The 18,951-nt window shown below is 68.9% G+C and carries 17 protein-coding genes and 3 pseudogenes; 3 read left to right on the forward strand and 17 right to left on the reverse strand.

The features are described from left to right. Positions 1-20: 20 nt before the first annotated feature. The 4 genes and pseudogenes from AB0436_RS18130 to AB0436_RS18145 form a co-directional block, all read right to left on the reverse strand. Positions 21-956 carry a carbohydrate ABC transporter permease gene (locus AB0436_RS18130; protein ID WP_366468879.1) on the reverse strand — a complete coding sequence of 312 codons (936 nt, stop codon included), beginning with the start codon at positions 954-956 and terminating at the stop codon, positions 21-23. Next, positions 953-1,888 carry an ABC transporter permease subunit gene (locus AB0436_RS18135; protein ID WP_366469114.1) on the reverse strand — a complete coding sequence of 312 codons (936 nt, stop codon included), beginning with the start codon at positions 1,886-1,888 and terminating at the stop codon, positions 953-955. The genes AB0436_RS18130 and AB0436_RS18135 overlap by 4 nt, the downstream gene beginning before the upstream one ends. Before the next feature lie 308 nt (positions 1,889-2,196). Beyond that, positions 2,197-2,645: pseudogene (locus tag AB0436_RS18140) on the reverse strand (hypothetical protein). After that, complete coding sequence (locus AB0436_RS18145) at positions 2,605-3,264, reverse strand: TetR/AcrR family transcriptional regulator (RefSeq protein WP_366468880.1); 660 nt, start codon at positions 3,262-3,264, stop codon at positions 2,605-2,607. Before AB0436_RS18145 ends, AB0436_RS18140 begins: the two are co-directional and overlap by 41 nt. Before the next feature lie 87 nt (positions 3,265-3,351). Here AB0436_RS18145 and AB0436_RS18150 point away from each other — a divergent pair, with 87 nt between their 5' ends. Beyond that, a complete protein-coding gene (locus AB0436_RS18150) occupies positions 3,352-4,299 on the forward strand; it encodes an aldo/keto reductase (protein WP_366468881.1) in 948 nt (315 codons plus the stop codon). Between the two features lie 25 nt (positions 4,300-4,324). On the opposite strand, the gene AB0436_RS18155 is transcribed toward AB0436_RS18150, so the two are convergent. Next, complete coding sequence (locus AB0436_RS18155) at positions 4,325-5,218, reverse strand: helix-turn-helix transcriptional regulator (protein WP_366468882.1); 894 nt, start codon at positions 5,216-5,218, stop codon at positions 4,325-4,327. Positions 5,219-5,357: 139 nt separating this feature from the next. On the opposite strand from AB0436_RS18155, the gene AB0436_RS18160 reads away from it, so the two are divergent. After that, positions 5,358-6,137 (forward strand): NAD(P)H-dependent oxidoreductase, encoded by a 780-nt coding sequence (locus AB0436_RS18160; protein ID WP_366468883.1) that lies wholly within the window; start codon positions 5,358-5,360, stop codon positions 6,135-6,137. A 52-nt stretch (positions 6,138-6,189) separates the two neighbouring features. Here the strand turns inward: AB0436_RS18160 and AB0436_RS18165 are convergent. Both AB0436_RS18165 and AB0436_RS18170 read right to left on the reverse strand, forming a co-directional pair. Further along, positions 6,190-6,538 (reverse strand): annotated as a pseudogene (locus AB0436_RS18165) (ATP-binding protein); the annotation flags it as partial. 201 nt (positions 6,539-6,739) lie between these two features. Then, positions 6,740-7,024: pseudogene (locus tag AB0436_RS18170) on the reverse strand (transposase); the annotation flags it as partial. A gap of 254 nt (positions 7,025-7,278) precedes the next feature. Here AB0436_RS18170 and AB0436_RS18175 point away from each other — a divergent pair. Continuing rightward, positions 7,279-7,395 (forward strand): DUF397 domain-containing protein, encoded by a 117-nt coding sequence (locus AB0436_RS18175; RefSeq protein ID WP_366468884.1) that lies wholly within the window; start codon positions 7,279-7,281, stop codon positions 7,393-7,395. Between the two features lie 60 nt (positions 7,396-7,455). On the opposite strand, the gene AB0436_RS18180 is transcribed toward AB0436_RS18175, so the two are convergent. The 10 genes from AB0436_RS18180 to AB0436_RS18225 form a co-directional block, all read right to left on the reverse strand. Beyond that, positions 7,456-8,370, reverse strand: a complete 915-nt coding sequence (locus AB0436_RS18180; RefSeq protein WP_366468885.1) for an ABC transporter permease — start codon at positions 8,368-8,370, stop codon at positions 7,456-7,458. 1 nt (position 8,371) lies between these two features. After that, positions 8,372-9,280, reverse strand: a complete 909-nt coding sequence (locus AB0436_RS18185) for a sugar ABC transporter permease (RefSeq protein ID WP_366468886.1) — start codon at positions 9,278-9,280, stop codon at positions 8,372-8,374. After that, complete coding sequence (locus AB0436_RS18190) at positions 9,277-10,431, reverse strand: ABC transporter ATP-binding protein (RefSeq protein ID WP_366468887.1); 1,155 nt, start codon at positions 10,429-10,431, stop codon at positions 9,277-9,279. The genes AB0436_RS18185 and AB0436_RS18190 overlap by 4 nt, the downstream gene beginning before the upstream one ends. Before the next feature lie 7 nt (positions 10,432-10,438). Then, complete coding sequence (locus tag AB0436_RS18195; protein ID WP_366468888.1) at positions 10,439-11,650, reverse strand: extracellular solute-binding protein; 1,212 nt, start codon at positions 11,648-11,650, stop codon at positions 10,439-10,441. Between the two features lie 79 nt (positions 11,651-11,729). Then, the gene (locus AB0436_RS18200) at positions 11,730-12,731 is read right to left on the reverse strand and encodes a LacI family DNA-binding transcriptional regulator (RefSeq protein ID WP_366468889.1); all 1,002 of its coding nucleotides are present in this window, start codon (positions 12,729-12,731) and stop codon (positions 11,730-11,732) included. A 212-nt stretch (positions 12,732-12,943) separates the two neighbouring features. Next, positions 12,944-14,452 carry an arabinofuranosidase catalytic domain-containing protein gene (locus AB0436_RS18205; protein ID WP_366468890.1) on the reverse strand — a complete coding sequence of 503 codons (1,509 nt, stop codon included), beginning with the start codon at positions 14,450-14,452 and terminating at the stop codon, positions 12,944-12,946. A 168-nt stretch (positions 14,453-14,620) separates the two neighbouring features. After that, a complete protein-coding gene (locus tag AB0436_RS18210; RefSeq protein WP_366468891.1) occupies positions 14,621-15,484 on the reverse strand; it encodes an aminoglycoside phosphotransferase family protein in 864 nt (287 codons plus the stop codon). Beyond that, entirely contained in the window at positions 15,485-16,087 is a 603-nt protein-coding gene (locus AB0436_RS18215) for an isochorismatase family protein (protein ID WP_366468892.1), read from the reverse strand. It abuts the gene before it with no gap. Between the two features lie 217 nt (positions 16,088-16,304). After that, complete coding sequence (locus tag AB0436_RS18220) at positions 16,305-17,531, reverse strand: amidohydrolase (protein ID WP_366468893.1); 1,227 nt, start codon at positions 17,529-17,531, stop codon at positions 16,305-16,307. Continuing rightward, the gene (locus AB0436_RS18225; protein WP_366468894.1) at positions 17,528-18,922 is read right to left on the reverse strand and encodes an MFS transporter; all 1,395 of its coding nucleotides are present in this window, start codon (positions 18,920-18,922) and stop codon (positions 17,528-17,530) included. The genes AB0436_RS18220 and AB0436_RS18225 overlap by 4 nt, the downstream gene beginning before the upstream one ends. Positions 18,923-18,951: the final 29 nt, after the last annotated feature.

Raw genomic sequence — 18,951 nt, forward strand, 5'->3', positions numbered from 1 at the left:
AGCAGGATCGGTGGACGGAATCAGCCCTTGACGGCGCCGGTGAGGACACCCTTGGCGAAGTGCTTCTGCAGGAACGGATAGACGCACAGGATCGGCACCAGCGCGATGATCAGCACTGCCATCTGCAGTGAGATCGATGGCGGAAGTACGTTCACGCCGAGCGCGTGGGCGTTGATGGTTTCGCCCTGTACGACATACGAGCGCAGAATGACCTGGAGCGGGTACTTGCCCGAATCGTTCAGGAACAGCAGGGCGTTGAAGAAACTGTTCCAGTAGCTGACCGCGTAGAAGAGGCCGGCCACGGCGATCACGGCCTTGGAGAGCGGCAGCACAAGGCGCCGGAGAATGGTCAGTTCGCCCGCACCGTCGAGCCGGGCCGCCTCGTACAGCTCGTCGGGTATCCCCTGGAAGAACGCCCGGACCACGATCACGTTGAAGACATTGAGCAGGACCGGAAGAATGAGTGACGCGTAACTGTCCAGCAGGCCGAGCTGCTGAACCACCAGATAGGTCGGGATGATGCCCGGCGCGAAGAGGAAGGTGCCGAGCACCAGCATCAGCAGCGACTTGCCGAACATCATGCCGGGCCGGGACAGGCCATAGGCGAGGGTGACCGTGCAGAGCAGGCTGAGCGCGGTGCCGATGACGGTGATGGCGATACTGACCAGCACCGCTCTGGTGACCACCCCGCCCTGCAGCAGCACGTTGTACGCCTGGACCGTCGGGTGGTGCGGGATGAGCACGTAACCCCCGCGGGCCTCCAGTTCCTTCTGGCCGGCCAGGCTGGTGCCGAGCGCCAGCAGAAAGGGGTAGGTCACCATGACGACGATCAGTACCAGGGCCGCCGCCTTCGCCCCCTGACCGAACCAGCCGGGGCGTTCCATCCAGGGCGGCCGCTGTCCGGATCGCATACGGGCCAGCAGGTTCTCGCGACGTGGAGCGATCGACGTGGTCATCGGTAGACCCCCTGCTCACCGAAGCGGTGGGCCAGTTTGTTCGCCGCGATGATCAGGCCGAGGCCGATCACGCCCTTCATCAGGCCGGCGGCCGTGCTCATGCCCCAGTCGCCGTCGATGACGCCGTGGTAGTAGACGTAGGTGTCAAGGACTTCGGCCGCATCGGCGCCGACCGCGTCGCGCTGCAGCAGCATCTGCTCGAAGCCGACGGAAAGGATGTCCCCCAGGCGCAGGATGAGCATCATGATGATCACCGGCCGGATGCCCGGCAGCGTGACATGCCACATCCGCCGCCAGGTTCCCGCACCGTCCATCGCTGCCGACTCGTACTGGGCCATGTCGATGGAAGCCATCGCCGCGAGGAAGATGATGGCCCCGTAGCCGCAGTCCTTCCAGATCATCTCCGAGGTCACGAGCACCTTGAAGGTGTCCGGATTGCTCATGAGGTTGCCGACCGCGAGCCCGTGGTTCTGCAGCAGGCTGGTGACCGTTCCCGTGCCGCCGAAGACCTGCTGGAACATCGCGACGACCACCACCCACGAAAGGAAGTGGGGCAGGTAGACGACGGTCTGGACGAAACGCCGGATCGTATCGCCCACCAGGGAGTTCAGCAGGAGAGCGAGGGCAATGGGCGCCGGGAAGTAGAGAACCAGCTGGAGCACGGTGATCTCCAGCGTGTTGCGCACCGCGACCCAGAAGTCCGGCTGCGCCAGCAGCTCCGTGAAGTTCCGGAGACCGACGAACGGACTGCCCTTGAAGCCGAGAAACGGCTGGTAGTCCTGGAACGCAATGACGTTTCCGGCCAGCGGCAGGTAGAAGAACACCGCGAAGTAGAGGATGCCGGGGACACACAGCAGCAGAAGCATGCGGTCACGCCGGAACCGCTGCCGCAGCGGCTTCCGCTCCGGCGTGCGTCCCGTCCGGGCGGTGATCCGGGCGGACGTCGGTTCGTCAGGGGGCTCCGACTGCGGCGCGACCGGACGAGGGGAGGTGGGCACGGCGGCCGACACGGTCACCTCCGTGTAGAGGGGGATCAGGGAACGCAGACCTGTTGACCCCACGGAGCGGATCCGGGGCTCGAGGCCTGCGAGATGCCTTGATCCTGCACTGCGACCCACACGCATGACAATAGTTGCTCGAAAAATCCTTCCTCAGTGCAGTTGCGAGCACGTTTCGCGCACTCTTTGAGCATGGTTGGCGAAAGGCCCGGTTTCAGAGGCCTGGCGTCAGAGGTCCGCCGTCAGAGGCCGACCGCGACAGCCGTACGGAGCAGACCGTCGCCGACCGCCCATCTGCCCTCGAACCCGGTGAGCCGCCGCCCGTTCACCAGCGGTCCCGGCACCAGGAGCCGGGCGGCGAACGTGCCGGCTTCCGGGTCCACGGTGATGGCCGCCTCTTCGAAGTCGAGCCAGCGCCGGGTCATCGGGTACCAGGGTTCCAGCTCCCCCCTGCCCGGCATCGGCTCATGAGGCTCCGCGTCCATCCCGATCGAAACGACCTGGTCCGCCCGCGCCACCGCCGCTGCCCGGAAACCGTCCCAGTGCGATGCGGCGCAGGCACGCACCGAAGTGGGTCCGCCCTCCGTTTGGCGACCGCCCTGGTCACCAGCAGTTCCTCTTCGGGGAACAGCGGCGGAAGCACCCCGGGATCACCGACGGAATCGACCGTCACGACCGGACTCGGCAGCACCTTCCTCCCTCTCCCTCGGACGTAGCGCGTCGACGACGAGGTCGAGCAGTCGCCCTGTCTGCTCCGGAGTGTTGCCGGTCGCCGTGGAGAAGATGCCGAGCAACATCATGGTGACGTCGTCCGGTTCGACATCCGCACGGAGCGAGCCCGCCCGCGCCCCCTCCGCGAGAATCGTGCCGATCACGGCGGTGATGCGCTCCCGGGTGGTCAGTGTCGCGATCTTCCCCGAGGCCCAGCCGGCGTGCAGCGTGTCGAGCATCCCGCGCTTCGTCGCGACGAACGCCGCATAACGGTCCAGCCACGCGCGGAGCGCGACCTCGGGCGGGAACTCGGCGAGCACGACGGGGGCACTCGCGGTGACGTCATCGAGCTCCGCGGCGTAGACAGCCTCGACCAGCGCCTCACGAGTCGGGAAGTGGCGGTAGAGCGTGCCGATCCCGAAGCCGGCCTCCCGGGCGATGCTCTCGAGCGCGACGGCGCCGTCGGCGGCCGCGAATGCGGCACTGGCCACGGCGATCAGCTTCTCCCGGTTACGCCGCGCGTCGGCGCGGACCGGGCGCGCCGCTCCGCCGGACGGGTCGGCAGGAGCGCCAGTGGGTGTCGGTTCGGGCGAAGTCAAAACGGAGGACCCTCCGGTAGTGCTACAGTCGAATGAGCGGAGGCTCCTCCGCTTTCCCTCATCATCGCACGAGGACGGCATTTTCATATGACATCAAGCAGCAACCCGTCCCCCGAGGTCACGGCCACCGGTGTCACCCGTCCGGGAGGCGCCGGCCTGCTCGCCGGCCGCCCCGTTTCCCGTGTCGGATACGGCGCGATGCAGCTCGAGCGGCTGCACGACGACCGCGACACCGCCCTCGCGATACTGCGCCGCGCGGTCGAGCTCGGCGTCGACCACATCGACACCGCGTACTTCTACGGCGCCGGTCTCGTCAACGGGCTGATCCGTGAGGCGATCCGACCGGAGGACGGCGTCCTCGTCGTCAGCAAGGTCGGCGCCACCCCCGACTCCAGCGGAGGCCGTCTTCCGCTGCGTCTCGCCCAGCGGCCCGAGGAACTTCGCGCCGGCGTCGAGGACAATCTCGCCAGCCTCGGTGTGGACCAGATCCCGGTCGTGAACCTCCGCCGCGCCGACACCGGGCCCGGCCTCGGGGCCGAGGGCGACCAGGTGGTCGACATCGACGACCAGCTCGCGGTGATGACCGCGATGCGCGACGAGGGCAAGATCGGCGCGATCGGGCTGAGCAGCGTGACCCCTGACAGGCTGCGTCATGCGCTTCCGGCGGGCATCGTCTGCGTGCAGAACGCCTACAGCCTCGTCACCCGCGCCGACGAGGACATGCTCAAGCTCTGCGTCGCCGAGGGGATCGCCTGGGTGCCGTACTTCCCGCTCGGCGGCACGTTCCCCGGCATCCCGAAGGTGACCGACGAACCGGCGGTCCACGCCGCGGCGCAAACCCTCGGCAGCACCCCGTCGCAGATCGGCCTCGCCTGGCTGCTCCACCACACCCCGAACACGCTCCTCATCCCCGGCACCGCAGACGCCGGCCACCTCGAGGCCAACGTCGCGACGGGCGCGATCACCTTCGACGACGCGACACTCGCCGCGCTCGACGCCGTCCCCTCACGCTCGGCGGACCTGCCGATCGGCTGATGCGATCCGGACCGGCTTCGTTGAGCTACTCGCGGACCTGAGCGTTCACTGCGGCATGCGCGTTCACTGCGGGATACGTGTCACCGCTGCCCGCGCCCAGGCCCGCGAGCAGGCGCAGCCCGTCCTCGGCGGGGCTGCCCGTGTCCGCGGACAGCACCAGCAGTTCCATGCCCGATTCGTCCGGCAGCGCGAAGTTCTCCTGGTGCAGTTCCAGCAGTCCTACCAACGGGTGTCGGTACGCCTTGCGTCCATGCGTCCGGGCACGCACGTCCGCACGCGCCCAGAGGCGGCGGAAGCGCTCGCTGCCCATCGCCAGCTCGCCGATGAGCGAGGCCAGACGGGGATCCTCGGGGTATTTGCCGGCCGCCAGGCGCAGGTGCCCGACCGCGTCGAGGGTGCAATTCTCCCAGTCCGCATAAAGGCCGCGCTCGGCCTCCTCGAGGAAGATGTGCCGGGCGGTGTTCAGGCCCGGCATCGGCCGACCGTAGAGGAGTCCGGCGAGGCGGTTCCCGGCGAGCACGTCCAGGCGGTGGTCCATGATCAGCGCGGGTGCGTCGGCGACCAGGCCGAGAACGCGCAGCAGCTCCGGCCGGACCCTCCCCCGGCCTCCGGCCGGGGGGACCCCCATCCCCGGCGCCTTCGCGCGGCGGCCACGCTGCCGGGCGAGTCTGCACAGGTGCCCGCGTTCGGTTTCGTCGAGGCCGAGGACGCGGGCGAGCGCGTCGAGGACCTGCTCGGACGGCTGGGTCGCGCGGCCCTGCTCCAGGCGTACGTAGTAGTCGACGCTGACGCCCGAGAGGTGCGCGACCTCTTCGCGGCGCAGTCCTTCGACCCTACGGCGCCTGTCGGTGGGGATGCCGACGGCCGTCGGGTCGACGCGGGAACGCCGGGTCCGCAGGAAGCCCGCAAGATCGTCCATGCCCCCAGTATGGCGCCGGTGGTGCCGGGTGAAGGTGGTCCTGCCAATACCAGGAAGTCCCGTCCGACGGAAGCGGCGCCCCTGAACACCGGGCGTCGCCGCGCCCAGAATCGAAGGCACCCGGCCTAGAGGAGTTCCTATGAAGACGCTGATCGTCCACGCCCACCCGGAGCCCAAGTCGCTCAACAGCTCGCTGAAGGACCTCGCGGTCTCCACATTGGAGACCGCCGGGCACGAGGTGCGGGTGAGCGATCTGTACGCGATGAACTGGAAGGCGGTCTTGGACGCCGCGGACTACGGTCCCGACGCGTCAAGCCCGCTGAAGGTCGCCCGGGACTCGGGCCGGGCCTTCGACGCCGGGACACTCACCCCGGACGTCCTCGCCGAGCAGGAGAAGCTGCTGTGGGCCGACACGATCATTTTCCAATTCCCACTGTGGTGGTACACCATGCCCGCGATCCTCAAGGGCTGGGTGGACCGGGTCTTCACCTACCACTTCGCTTACGGCGTCGGTGAGCACAGCGACACCAGGTACGGCGAGCGCTTCGGCGAAGGCACCCTCGCGGGCAGGAGGGCTCTGCTGTCGGTGACCGTCGGCGGCCAGGAGGCGCATTACGCCGCTCGCGGGATCAACGGCCCCATCGACGACCTGCTGTTCCCGATCCACCACGGCATCCTCTACTACCCGGGCATCGAGGCGCTGCCCCCGTTCGTGCTGTACGGCACCGACCGGATGACCGGCGAGGAGTACCCGGACGTCGCCAAGGCCTGGGAACAGCGCCTGCTCACCCTGGAGTCGACGGAGCCGATCGCGTTCCGGCGGCAGAACTTCGGCGACTACGAGATCCCCTCGCTGCATCTCAAGGAGGGGCTGGAGCCTGCGGGCCGCACAGGCTTCGGGCTGCACGTGCGCGGCTGACCGCCGACGGAACCCGCAGGGTCCGTGGAGACCCGGCCGGGCCGTCGGTCGCTCATTGACCCGGGTGACCAACGGGGTGTGCCGCCAGGTCCATTTCGGCGCGAACGGTTTTTCCGATCGGTACGCGGTCGAGTACCGCCCAGCGATCGGCGAGGGCGTCGACCAGAATCAGGCCACGTCCGGAGTCGCTCAGCGGTACGGGCGGGAGGGGCTCGGTGGGGCGGCGGTCGCGCCGGGTGTCGGAGACCTCGATGCGGAGCAGGGCGGCCGGGGCATGAGTGAACGTCAGCTCAAAGTCACGGCCAGGAACGCGGGCCATGGGCCACGGCGTTCGAGGCGAGCTCCGCGACGAGCACGGCGGCGGTGTCGGAGGTGTCGGTGCCGTGCGGGATGCCCCAGGCTGCCCGACGGACTGTGCCGTGGGTGCCGTCCTGCACCGCCCGGCACGGCGGCGACGGCTGACGAGGGCGGCGATGCGGTGGCCGTGCGTGACGTACGCGAACGGGTCGCGGCACTGCGCGCGTTGGCCCGGACTCCGTAAGTGGCGGACGGTACGGGCGGGGACGGCGGCGGTACGGGTGGGCCGCCGTGCGGTGGTAGGTGCCCGACATGCGGTTGACCGTGCGACCCGGCACGTAAACGGCCTGCTGGCCGTGCGCCGCGAGAAGCGCCAGCAGCAGCGCGGAGGTCGTACCGGAGATGTCCACCGCCCAGTGGACCTGGTCCGCCAGGTCGAGGATCTCGCCGAGCGCGGTCAGGATCGCCGACTCACCGTTGTCGATCTTCTTGGACCAGAGCGTCGCGCCGGTCTCGTCGAACACAGCCGCCCAGTGGTGACCTTTACCGGCATCGACACCGGCCCAGACCTGGGCCTTCCTCTTGCTCACTTACCCCTCCTCTTTCCGCACGGCATGCCGTCGGCCCGAGGAACACCCCGCTGTCGTCTCCGTAATCAGCGACCGCACATAGCGCGCACATCTCAATCAGCAGCCAGGGCGCCCCGGAGAGCTGGGCGGCCACTCCTCGCAAGCCACTGAAGGCAGAGAGCTATAAGCCACACCCGGCCTCCCGGGCCGCCTAACAAAAACTGGCCTGGTTCAAGAGCAGCTACAGCGGCGGCGACGGAGACAGCTGCGTCGAGGTGGCAGCCCGCCTGGACACCGTCCACGTACGGGACTCGAAGGTCAGGACGGGACCCCAACTCAACATCCCTTCCATCGCGTGGACCAGCTTCGTCTCGTACGCTGCCCTGGGGTGATACCGCCGCTGCGGCGGAACCTCTGGGCAGGTCGCGGCCCGAAGTCGTGCGTCGGTTGCCTCAGCCCGCCTTGGTGTCCTCCTTGACCCGGGTGACCAGCTGGGTCGGGTTGACGTAGCGCAGCGCGATCACCAGCAGCACCAGCATCGACGCCGTGTACATCACGGCCATCGCGTCGATCGACTGCTGGGTGCGGATCCCCGCGGAGAACGCCGCGTAGTACAGCGCGACGACCAGCGTCTGACTGTCGGGTCCTGCGGTGAGGAAGGTCAGCTCGAACATGCCGACCGTCCTGACCAGGACGAGCACCGACGCGGCCAGGATGCCGGGCACCAGCAGCGGCGTGAGGATCCGCAGCAGCACCGAGAACGTCCCCGCCCCGCACATCCGGGCCGCCGCCTCGATCCGCGGGTCGATCTGCTCGATGAACGGCGTCATCGTGAGCACCACGAACGGCACCGAGGGCACCAGGTTGGCCAGCACCACACCGGTCAGCGTGCCCGCCAGCTGGAACTTGTAGAGCACGGTGGCGAGCGGAATGCCGTACGTGATCGGCGGGACCAGGATCGGCAGCAGGAAAAGCAGCATCACGAGCCGCTTGCCGGGGAAACTGCGCCGGGCGAGCGCGTACGCCGCGGGCACACCCACGATCACCGAAATGGCGACCACGAGAACAGCGGTCAGCGCGGTGCTCCAGAAGACCTGTCCGAGGGAGAACTCCCCCCAGGCCGAGCCGTACCACTTCGTGGTCCAGCCGTCGGGCAGCCAGCTGGTGAACCAGCGGGTGCCGAAGGAGTCGACGAGCGGGACGCCGATGACACCCGCGAGGTTGATGAAGAAGAAGCCGAAGACGAGCGCCGTCACCCAGGTGACGGGCCGTCCGAAACGGCGTCCCGCGCGCACCGGTGTCTCCGGAGTGGGTGCGGGCGCGGTCAGTGGGTCCTGCGTGCCGTGCGAGTCCAGTACGTCGGCCATCTCAGCCCTTGCCTCCCGTCGAACCGCGGTACAGCATCGAGCGCCAGGCCAGCACCAGGAGTACGACCGCCATCATCACCGCGGCCATCACCATGGCGATCGCCGATCCGAGCGAGTAGTCGAACTTCTGGAAGGCCGCCTGGTAGGCCTCGATCGAGATCACGTGCGTGCTTCCCCGCGGGTCACCGACGAGCTGCGCCGACGGGAAGACGGCGAAGGCCAGCACGAAGGAGAGGCAGAAGGTGATCGCGAGGCCGGGTGCGAGCAGCGGCACCATCACATGGCGGATGCGCTGCCGCCTGTTCGCCCCGAGGGTGGCTGCCGCCTGTTCGAGGCTGGGGTCGATGCCGGTGAGGTAGGAGAGGGTGAGCAGATACGCGAAGGGGAAGCCGGTGATGATCAGCGAGGCGAACGCCCCCCAGTAGTTGTGCACCAGGGCCAGCGGCTGGTCGATGAGCCCGATGTCCATCAGGGCCTTGTTGAGCCAGCCGTTGGGGCCGAGGTAGCCGAGCAGGCCCTCCGCGGTGAGCACCGTGCCGAGGGTGATCGGCATGACGAGCAGTGTGGTGACGAGCCGCCGGCCGCGGAAGGCGCCACGGGTACGGAAGGCCACCGGCACCGCGGCGAGGCAGTTGACCAGGGCGACGGGCACAGCCAGTCGCAGGGTGATCCAGATCGTCTCGCGCAGATAGGGGTCCGAGAAGAACTCCCGGTAGTTGGCGAGCGCGCCGCCACCCTTCTGCGGCTGGAACGACAGCTGGAGCCCGTACAGGAACGGATAGCAGAAGAGGACGACGAGCAGAAGCGCGCCGGGGACGAGCAGGATCAGGGTGCGGTCGACGCCCCGCTCGGCGAGCCGGTGGCGCAGCGCCGGTCTGGCCAGGGCCGGCGCCGTCGCCCGGGCCGTCATGAGGTCACCGACTTACGCGGCGCCGGATCCGGGGAAGCGGCGGCGCCCTGGTTGTCGGGTGCGGCCTGTGTGTGCTGCCCGTCATTCCGGTCCTGCCCGTCGAAGACGAGTACCCGCTCGGCCGCGGCCGCGAGCCATACCCGGTCGCCCGGGGCGAGCCTTCCTCCGGTACGGAAGTGCACCGGCTGGCCGTCCAACAGCCGGGCCTGCACGGCGAGTTCACGTCCGTGATACTCCACGACCTCGATGTCCGCGCTGACGGCGCCCGGGGTGTCCTCATCCGCGACGTCCAGGTCCTCGGGGCGGATCGCGGCGACACCGCGGCCACCCGCCACGAGGACATCCCGGCCGAGGCCGGTGAGCGGGGTGTCCGCGAGGCGGAGCGCGAGGCGGTCGCCGTCCTGCGCGGTGACCGTGACGTCCAGCATGTTGCGGTAGCCCATGAAGCTCGCCACATACCGGTTGGCGGGCTGCGCGTAGACCTCCTCGGGCGTGCCGACCTGCTGCATGACCCCGTCGCGCATGACGACGAGCCGGTCAGCGAGCGAGAGTGCCTCCTCCTGGTCGTGCGTGACGTACACCGTGGTGAGGTCGAGGCTCTGGTGCAGTCGTCTGATCTCGGTGCGCATCTCCAGGCGGAGAGCCGCGTCGAGGTTGGAGAGCGGCTCGTCCATGAGGACCAGCCTGGGCTCCAGGACGATGGCGCGGGCGATCGCCACGCGCTGCTGCTGGCCGCCGGAGAGCTGGCCGGGCCGCTTGTGGGCGTGCTCGGTCAGCTGCACCATCTCCAGCGCGCGGTCCGCCCGGCGGGTGATCTCAGCCTTCGCGACCTTGGCCATCTTCAACCCGAAGGCCACATTGCCGTGCACGGTGAGGTGCGGAAAGAGCGCGTAGTTCTGGAAGACCATGCCGAAGCCACGCCGCTCCGGGGGGAGTCGGTCGATGCGCTCACCGTCGAGCGTGATGGCGCCGCCGGTGAGCGGGAGCAGCCCCGCCAGACAGTTCAGAGCGGTGGACTTGCCGCAGCCCGACGGGCCGAGAAGGGCGACGAACTCGCCCCCCGCTATCTCCAACTCCAGCTCGCGCAGGGCCGCGTGCCGGCCGAAGCTGCGGGATACCTTGTCCAGCTTGAGCGTGGCGAAACGGGACATCATTCCCCTACCGGCCCGCGACTTCGCGGTTCCATATGTCGAATGCCTTGACCTGCTGGGCCGCGGGCAGCGATGGCTTCTTCGGGAACTGGTCGATCCACTGGTCGAACTCCGGAACGCCGTACTCCTTGATCACCTGCTGCGACTTCTGCGGGGCCATGGAGAGCGGCACGTTCTTGACCGCGGGGCCGGGGTAGAAGTAGCCGTCGTCGTAGGCCTTGGCCTGCTGCTCGGGTGTGAGCATCCACTTGATGAGCTGGAGCGTCGCGGACATCTTGTCTGCGCTGACACCCCGGGGAACGACCGCGTACTGGGCGTCGGTCACCCAGGTCATGTTGTCGAAGTGGCCGGCCTTCATCTTCTTCGGCACGGTGCCGAGCGCCCGCGGGTTGATGTACCAGCCGGTCGTCGACATCACCATGTCGTCCTGGCCGGAGCCCAGGTTCTTCATCAGTTCGGCGGTGCCCGACGGGTAGACGCCGACGTACTTGTCGAGCTCCTTGAGGTACTTCCATGTCTTGTCCCAGCCGTGCACCGGATCGCCCGGGTCCTTGTCGCCCAGCAGGTACGGCAGCCCCATCAGGAACGTGCGTCCCGGACCGGAGTTGGCCGGGTCGGCGTACTGGAATTTCTTCGGGTGCGCCTTGGCCCAGGCAAGCAGGTCGGCGGGGGTCTTCGGTGCGGCGCTCACCTTGTCGGGATTGAACTCGACCAGCGGGCCCGACGGGTAGTAGACGACCGCGGTGCCGTGCCCCTGGGCGAGCTTCTGCATCGCGGCGGCGGGCTCCAGATAGTCCGGATTGCCGATCCGTGACTGATACGCCGTCATGGAGCTCCACAGCTTCTGCGAGAGACCCGCGGAGAGCCCGTCCGTGCCGGTGAGCACCAGGTCGATCTGGACCCGGCCTGCCTGCTGCTGCGCCTTGATCTTGCCGGCGAGGTCGGGGGCCGGGGCCTTGGAGTAGGTGACCTTGCTGATGATGTCCGGGTGTTGCTTGACGAACGCGTCGATCATGCCCTGGGTGAGCTGAAGGTTGCCCGCGACATCGAGGATGTTGAGCGTGACCGGCTTGGACGGCTTCGCCGGAACCTGCTGCGGGGACTCGTCCTTGGAGTTCGAACCGCCGGAATTGGGTGCGCCGCATGCTGCGGCTGCGACCACGAGCAGCAGTCCCGCGAGCGCGAGCCTTGCTGAACTTTGGCGCAGTGGACGGGACATGGAGACTCGCACCCCTCTGGTGAGATAGCGCTTTCTCGGCCTGGTGTCGCGAACAAGCTCCACCCCGCCGGGAGTCATGTCAAGACGCTGCACCGGTTGAACTACGAACGCGCAGTTCAACCGGCATGATCTCCGGCTCGATGTGTTCCTCTCCGGACATGATCCGGCCCAGGGTCGCCCCGGCGAGCTTGCCGAGACGGTCCCGCGGAACCGCTACCGTGGTGAGCGCCGGGGCGGAGAACCGGGCCATGTCGATCTCGTCGAAGCCCGTGAGCGACATGTCCTGGGGGACCTTCACGCCCAGTTCGAAGAAGCGCGCGAGCACACCGATCGCCACGAAGTCGTTGTACGCGATCACCGCCGTGGCGCCGCTCTGCAGCGCCGTCGGAGCCTTCTCGTACCCCTCGTCCGTGGTGGACCCGCAGGGCACCGAGCACACCTCGACACCGAACGCCTCCGCGCCCGCCAGGGCCCGCCGCCGCTCATGATGGGCCCAGGAGTTCTCCGGCCCCTCCAGGTAGACCACCTTGCGGTGGCCGAGCCGCGCGAGATGCCCGCAGACGGCCATGATCCCGCCGAAGTTGTCGACGTTGATCGAGTTCAGCGCGAGGCCCGTGACGTCCCGGTTGGTGACCAGCATGGGGATCCCCCGCCCCACCAGTGCGGCGAGGTCGGCGCGTGGCATCCGCGGTGAGCAGAGCAGCAGTCCGTCCGCGTAACGGATCAGGTCCTCGGCGAGTTCGCGCTCCACGTCCGCGTCCTCGTCGGAGTCCATCACAAGCACCCGGCTGCCGGCGGAACGGAGAAGCAGGGAGACCGACTTGATGACGTCGTGGAAGTACGGATTGGCCAGGTCGGGAACCAGCACACCGATCGTTCCCGACCGGCCGCGTGCCAGGTCCTGCGCCGCGGCGCTCGGCCGGTAGCCGAGCCCGCCGATGGCCAGTCTGACCCGCTCGGCGAGGGCGGGGGCGACGGTGTCGACCCCGTTCAGCACCCGCGAGACGGTCGCGACCGACGTCCCCGCTTCGCGGGCGACATCTCCGATCGTGACCCTTCTGGCGCGATTCGAGGCAACCATCAGGAGGCACTCCTTGTCCGCCCCGGGGCACGCACGGCCGGGATACCGCTTTCTCGACTCCGAAAAGTAGCAGAGCCGCACGGCGGGTGACCCCGCCGTGCGAGCGGTCGCAGACGCTGAGGCAGGACGAACGGGCAGCCCGAAGGGGTGTGGGGGAGAAAGTTCCCCCACACCCCTTCACCGGCACCTGCGCGCCGGTGCTATGGCACCTCTCAGTGCAGGGTGAACCTCTGAGCTGCGGAGCCGTTGCAGTCCCAGATCCTCAGCCGGGTTCCGTTGGCCGTCGCACCGTTGGGCGAGTCCAGGCAGCGGCCGGACTGCGGATTGAACAGCGAACCGTCGGCCCGCTGGTTCCAGACCTGCCCGCCGACGCCGTTGCAGTCCCACAGTTCGACCTGAGTGCCGTTGGCGGTGCCGTTCCCGATGATGTCCAGGCAGCGGCCGATGGTGCTGAGGGATCCGTTGGCGTGATGCGTCCAGTACTGGTCCTCGGCATAGGACTGGCAGTTCCAGAGCTGGACGGCAGCTCTGTTCACGCCGGTGTCGTCCGCTGCGACGTCGACACACTGGCCGCCGGGGCCGGTGATGGTCCCCTGCGGACCGTTGGGCACGTCGGTCTCACCCGAGTAGCCGACCGAGACGATGTTCGCCTGGACGGCGTTCTCGGCGGCATCGGTCGGGTAACCGGTGACCATCACGCCCTCGAAGAAGGTGCCCATGTTCCAGTTGCTGTTGTCCCCGCCGGTGCCGAGGATGATGCCGCCCTCCTGGTGCATCGGCCGGTAGCCGCCCCGCGTCGGCAGGGCGCCGGCCCATTGGGTTCTGAGGCCGCCGGTCTGCGAGTTGCCGCCCTTCAACGCGTAGGTGGTCTGCCCGTTGTTCTTCAGCATGGCGGTGACATAGGTGCTGTTGTTGCCGGTGTTCGCGGTGTTGGAGCCGTTGTCACCTTGGAACATGCCGTTCTCCATGTCGGCCTCGACCCAGGGGCCGGAACCGGTGCACGGTGCGAAGTAGCAGGTGGTGGCGATGGATACGGCGTCCATGTGACCGTTGCCGGTGTCCGCGGGTGTGCTTTCCGCGTTGCCGTAGTCGAAGCAGCAGGCGGAGCCCACGTGGGTGCCGCTGGCCACCATGTAGGCGCCTTCGGCCTGCCCGTTCACGGCGACGCCGGACGCCGCACCGCTGGAGCGGTAACCGACCCCCGGCGAGATCCAGATGCCGTACACCTTGTGGCCGCCGGCAGTGACCGAGAGTTCACTGGCGTCCGCCCCACGGTCGGCGCCCATACCCGAGGTGCCCGCGGGCCCCGGCGTGAGGTCGTTGTGCCGTGAGGTCTGGTCGTAGATCTTCGTGATGGCGCACGTGCTGTTCCCGCAGAAGGCGTCCTGCTGGCCTGCATCGGCGTAGCCGCCCTGCGACAGCAGCCCGATGTTGGCGGTGGCTCCGTCCGAGGCGCGAGTGACCTGGTACAGCGGGCCGTTGTACGACGAGATGAGGGCACGCACGGTGCTGTGTGCGGCGACGCACGGGGTACCGGCGGAGCCGTAGATGTCGCACGGCAGCGACCCGGCCGCCTGCGCCGCGCCCGGGAGGCTGATCAGGGCGCCGAGCACGAGCCCGACGGCCGCCACGGTGGACAACAGGGCGCGCCAGTACCGATCGACTCGTCGAACCACCGTGCCCTGGACGACTCTCGCAGCAGCAGATCTCTTTCTGCGCATGGTGTGCTCCTGGAATGAGGGGGGATGGAGCTAACTCGTCTACGAGGCCCGCGAGTTGACGCCGCCGGGCGTTTGGACTGGACCAGAAGCTACGCGCGCTGGTCGATTGCGTCAATGTTTGTTGCTTTGCTTTTTTTGAGGCTGCCGCGATGTTCGAACATGTTGCTTTCAGCCGGTGATCGCTTCGGTGATCTGCCGGGTGGTCTGCGCAGCGACCCGAGGGTTGACAGCGGCATAGGCGGAGTACGCGTTCAGGCCGGTGGCCAGGGCCCAGCCGCGTCCCCGGGCCCAGGTGGCGTCGTCCACGCCGAGCGATGCCCGGAAGGCGGCCCGGCTCCCGGCCGACATCAGCGTGAAGGCGATGGTCAGATCGCAGGCCGGGTCTCCGACACCGAGCCCGCCGAAGTCGATGACCGCACTGAGACGGCTGTCCACGGTCAGCAGATTGCCGGTGTGGAAGTCACCGTGGAACCACACCGGGGGGCCCTCCCATCCAGGGGCGTCCAGTGCCGCGTCCCACAGCTGGGTCATGGCCGCGGCATCGAACACCCCGCCGACCCGCGCGATGGCGGCCCGAGTCGCGCTGTCCCGGGCGGCAAGGTCATCGACCGTGTCCTGGACCAGGCTCCCCGTGGGCGGAAACCGTTGGAGTGCCGTCAGGAACTGCGCCAGTTGAACGGCAGCCCCGGCGGAACCGGCCAGCGCGTCGACGGTCGCCGCCTCACCGTCCAGCCAGCGCGATACCGACCACGGCCACGGATAGCCGAAACCGGGCTCGCCCACCTCCACCGGCACAGGGATCGCCAGGGGCAGGTGCGGGGCGAGCCGGGGCAGCCACTCGGCCTCCTTCTCGGCCTGCCCGACGGCCCCTGCGTGGCGGGGCAGCCGGACGGCCAGCTCTCCTCCGAGCCGGTGGATCACATGGTCGGATCCGGCCGGGTCGACCAGCACCAGCGGCAGCTCGGCCCATCGCGGGAACTGCGCGTCGATCAGGCGCCTGACCAGCGCCGTATCGATCACGGGTGACGTCACCTACGATCCCTGCCCCGCCGAGGCGGCCGCCGGCTGCGGGCTCCCGGTGCACGCCACCGCGCGAGGAGCGAAGTCCACGTCGGCGGCGTTCAGCACACGGATGCGCCGCCCGGGGAAGGCGAGGTGCCGGTAGATCTCATTGTGGTGTGCGATCGATTGCTGCGGCGAGGCGAACTCACCGGTGTCGGGCCGGACGGACGTGGTGTGTCCGTCGGCGACCATCACCAGGTCGTAGCGGTGGCTCAGCGCCTGGCGCGCCGTGGTCTCCACGCAGATCTCGGTCGCGAATCCAGTGACGACGACTTCGGTGGCACCCAGTTCCTTGAGGACCTTGTCGAGACCGGTGTCCAGGAAACTGTCGGGGCTGGTCTTGTGGATGACGACTTCGTCAGCAGCGGGCGCGAGTTCGGGTACGGCTCGCCGGCCTCCGGTACCGGCCTCCGTCTCGTCCCCCTGATCGAGGATGATCACCACCGGTGTTCCGGCGGCCTTGGCGCGTTCGCGAAGTCCGGCTATCGCGGCGACGGTCTCGGTGGCCCGATACGCGAGGGACACCGGATCGTTCTGCATGTCGATGACGAGAAGTGCGGAGGCGTGTGGCATGAGACCACGTTATCGGTGCTTCTCCGGGCGGCGAGAAGACCCGGAGGCCGCAGCGCATCGGGGACTCAGCAATCCCGCCGTGGTTTCAAGGGGTTGACGCGACGGCGGCTGCGGCGACCGCCCCTCGGCGCGTCCGGGCCGCCCATCGCCAATGGAACGCCTTGTGTTTGGGCATGGGGCGACGAGGGGCAGCGCGGACTTGGTCCGTCCTTGGCCTTCAGCGATGCGACCGCCGCGCGGCGACCCCCTCGATGAGGCGGCGCCGTTGCGCTTCGGTGGTGGAGAGTTCGACGCCGACCAGGGCAAGAGCGGTCGCCCCGTCGACGACCGCCCGGTCGGCACCGGGGCTCTTCCCGTAGGCGGTGAACTCGGGGGTGTGCTGCTTGGCGCCGTGGGTGTCATAGCCGATGGTGGGGTGAATCGTGGGCACCTGGAGCGAGACGTTGCCCATGTCCGTCGAGGCCAGCCACTCGCCGCGCCGCGACGCCACGGTACGGCCGAGCTCGCCGGCCGCACGGACGTAGGCGTCCGACATGAACGGGTCCTGGCACAGCTCGGCGAAGTCCCGCCCGCGGCTGAGCAGTTCGAGCCGGGCTCCGGTCGCCAGGGCACCGGCCTCGAAACAAGCGCGCACCCTGCCGCGCACACTGGTCAGCTGCTCCAGCGTCGGGGCACGGACCTCATAGCGGGCGCGGACGCGCTCGGGGATGACGTTCACGGCCTGTCCGCCCTCGGTGACGATGCCGTGCACCAGCGCGCCGGGCGGCAGTTGCTGGCGCAGCAGGCCGACGGCGGTGTGGGCGAGGGTCATCGCGTCAAGGGCGTTGACGCCTTCCCAGGGCGCGACCGCAGCGTGCGAGGGTGCTCCCCGGTAGGTGATGTCCCAGGCACCGATGGCCAGTGACGAAGCGCCGACGCTGTCCTCCGGCGCCGCGTGCACCATCATCGCCGCAGCGACGTCGTCGAAGGCTCCGGCTTCCAGCAGCAGCACTTTGCCGCCGATGTCCTCCTCCGCAGGGGTGCCGATGAGTTTGACGGTCAGGCCGAGTTCGTCCGCGACGGCGGCGAGCCCGAGGGCCGCACCGACCGCGGCCGCGCCGTTGACGTTGTGCCCGCAGGCGTGCCCGATGCCGGGCAGCGCGTCGTACTCGGCGCAGAGTCCGAGCACCAGATCACCCGATCCCCGGGTGGCGACCAGCGCGGTGGGCAGTTGACCGGTTCCCCGGGTGACGGTGAACCCTGCTGTGTCCAGCAGTTCGGCGATCTTCGCTGCCGAGCGATGCTCCTCGAGGGCCGTCTCGGGCTCGTCGTGCAGGCTGTGGCTGAGGGCCAGCAGCCGGTCGCTCCAGGAACAGACGGATGACGCCACGGCCTGCCGCACGGTTCGGGAATCAGGGGTGCGGGCATCAGTGGCACGGCTGTCAGAGGTACGGATGTCCGTCATGCCAGGCCTCCGCTCGGCGCTGTGTGGTCGGACTGCCGTCCGGCCGCCGCGCGGGTGCCGGCGGTCCGGTGGCTGCGGTAGCAGAGGGTGAGCGCCGCCCCCAGCACACCGACGCATGCGCACGCTCCCCAGCTCCAGAGGTAGCCGGAGATCCCGATGTACGCGGTGCCGCGCACCTCGTGCGCGGCGAAGAACGCGCCGATCACCGCGGCCCCGATCGCCGCACCCAGGGACAGGGCCAGCTCGTTGAGGCCGACCGCCAGTGCGGTCTCATGCTCCTCGACGATCTCTGCCGCAAGCGTGCGGGTGATCGACTCGAAGAGTCCGGTCGCCAGCCCCACGACGAGCACCGCCGCCAGGTACTCCGCGAGCGTGTCGTGGAAGAGGATCAGTCCCAGGAAGCCCAGCGCGATGAGGACTCCGCCCAGGGCGAGGACGGCGCGGTCGTCCACCCGGCGGGCGAGCCGGGGGGTCAGCGTGGAGCCGACGAATCCGGCGATCACCATGGCCAGCGAGACGGTGGCGATCGTCTGCGGTCCCATGCCCATGCCGTAACCGGCCTGCGACGGCGAGGCGCCCAGAAAGAGGGCGTTGGCTCCGAGAAAGCCGATCGTCGCGAAAGCGGCACAGAAGGTGTAGCCGCTCACCACCGCCAGCGGACGATTGCTCAACATCCGTACGCTCACCAGCGGATGGGTCGACCCGCGCTCGACCACCACCCAGGCGGCGAGCACCACAACGGCTCCCGCACCGGTGCCCAGGGTCAGCGGCGACGCCCACCCCCACGCACTGCCTTGGGCCAGCACCAGGACGAGCGCCACCAGACCTGCCGTCAGCAGCGCCGCCGCACCGAAGTGGAAACGGCCGCCCCGCGCCGCGTCGCTGTCGGGCAGCAGCAGACCGGCGACCACCGCGAGGACCGCGACCGGGACGGCCACCCACAAACCGGCCGCCGCATGCCGTTCGCTGAGCACGCCCGCCACCAGGCCGCCCACACCGATCGAGATCAGCAGGACGCCCACCAGCAGCGAGATCCCGGTGCGGTTCCGCTCGGGGGCGTTCGACCGGAGGATCCCCACCAGCAGCGGGAAGAAGCCCACCAGCGCGCCCTGCAGTACCACCCCGACCGCCAGCGTGGCTGCTGACGGCCACCCTGCCATCAGCAGCGAGCCGCCTGCCACCATCCCCAGGGCCACCCGGAGCAGCCTGCGATGACCGTACAGATCACCCAGCCGGGACAACAGCGGCGTCATCACCGCGAAGGCCAGCTGGGACAGCAGGTAGATGTTGTTCTGACCGACGGAGCCGATGTGCAGTCGCAGCCCGAGTTCGGGCAGCAGCGGCGTCAGGTAGCCCTGCACGATTCCGCTGAACAGCACGACAACCGCCATCGTCGCGAGCATGGCCGGGCCGGAGCTCA

It is taken from the genome of Streptomyces sp. NPDC051322, assembly GCF_040689485.1.
Taxonomy (GTDB): Bacteria; Actinomycetota; Actinomycetes; order Streptomycetales; family Streptomycetaceae; genus Streptomyces.

Bases quoted from the DNA above. Each gene is read 5' to 3' on its own strand.
- AB0436_RS18130 (WP_366468879.1), bottom strand. From the start codon at position 956: ATGACCACGTCGATCGCTCCACGTCGCGAGAACCTGCTGGCCCGTATG.
- AB0436_RS18150 (WP_366468881.1), top strand. From the start codon at position 3,352: ATGACATCAAGCAGCAACCCGTCCCCCGAGGTCACGGCCACCGGTGTC.
- AB0436_RS18155 (WP_366468882.1), bottom strand. From the start codon at position 5,218: ATGGACGATCTTGCGGGCTTCCTGCGGACCCGGCGTTCCCGCGTCGAC.
- AB0436_RS18160 (WP_366468883.1), top strand. From the start codon at position 5,358: ATGAAGACGCTGATCGTCCACGCCCACCCGGAGCCCAAGTCGCTCAAC.
- AB0436_RS18180 (WP_366468885.1), bottom strand. From the start codon at position 8,370: ATGGCCGACGTACTGGACTCGCACGGCACGCAGGACCCACTGACCGCG.
- AB0436_RS18185 (WP_366468886.1), bottom strand. From the start codon at position 9,280: ATGACGGCCCGGGCGACGGCGCCGGCCCTGGCCAGACCGGCGCTGCGC.
- AB0436_RS18190 (WP_366468887.1), bottom strand. From the start codon at position 10,431: ATGTCCCGTTTCGCCACGCTCAAGCTGGACAAGGTATCCCGCAGCTTC.
- AB0436_RS18195 (WP_366468888.1), bottom strand. From the start codon at position 11,650: ATGTCCCGTCCACTGCGCCAAAGTTCAGCAAGGCTCGCGCTCGCGGGA.
- AB0436_RS18200 (WP_366468889.1), bottom strand. From the start codon at position 12,731: ATGGTTGCCTCGAATCGCGCCAGAAGGGTCACGATCGGAGATGTCGCC.
- AB0436_RS18205 (WP_366468890.1), bottom strand. From the start codon at position 14,452: ATGCGCAGAAAGAGATCTGCTGCTGCGAGAGTCGTCCAGGGCACGGTG.
- AB0436_RS18215 (WP_366468892.1), bottom strand. From the start codon at position 16,087: ATGCCACACGCCTCCGCACTTCTCGTCATCGACATGCAGAACGATCCG.
- AB0436_RS18220 (WP_366468893.1), bottom strand. From the start codon at position 17,531: ATGACGGACATCCGTACCTCTGACAGCCGTGCCACTGATGCCCGCACC.
- AB0436_RS18225 (WP_366468894.1), bottom strand. From the start codon at position 18,922: ATGGCGGTTGTCGTGCTGTTCAGCGGAATCGTGCAGGGCTACCTGACG.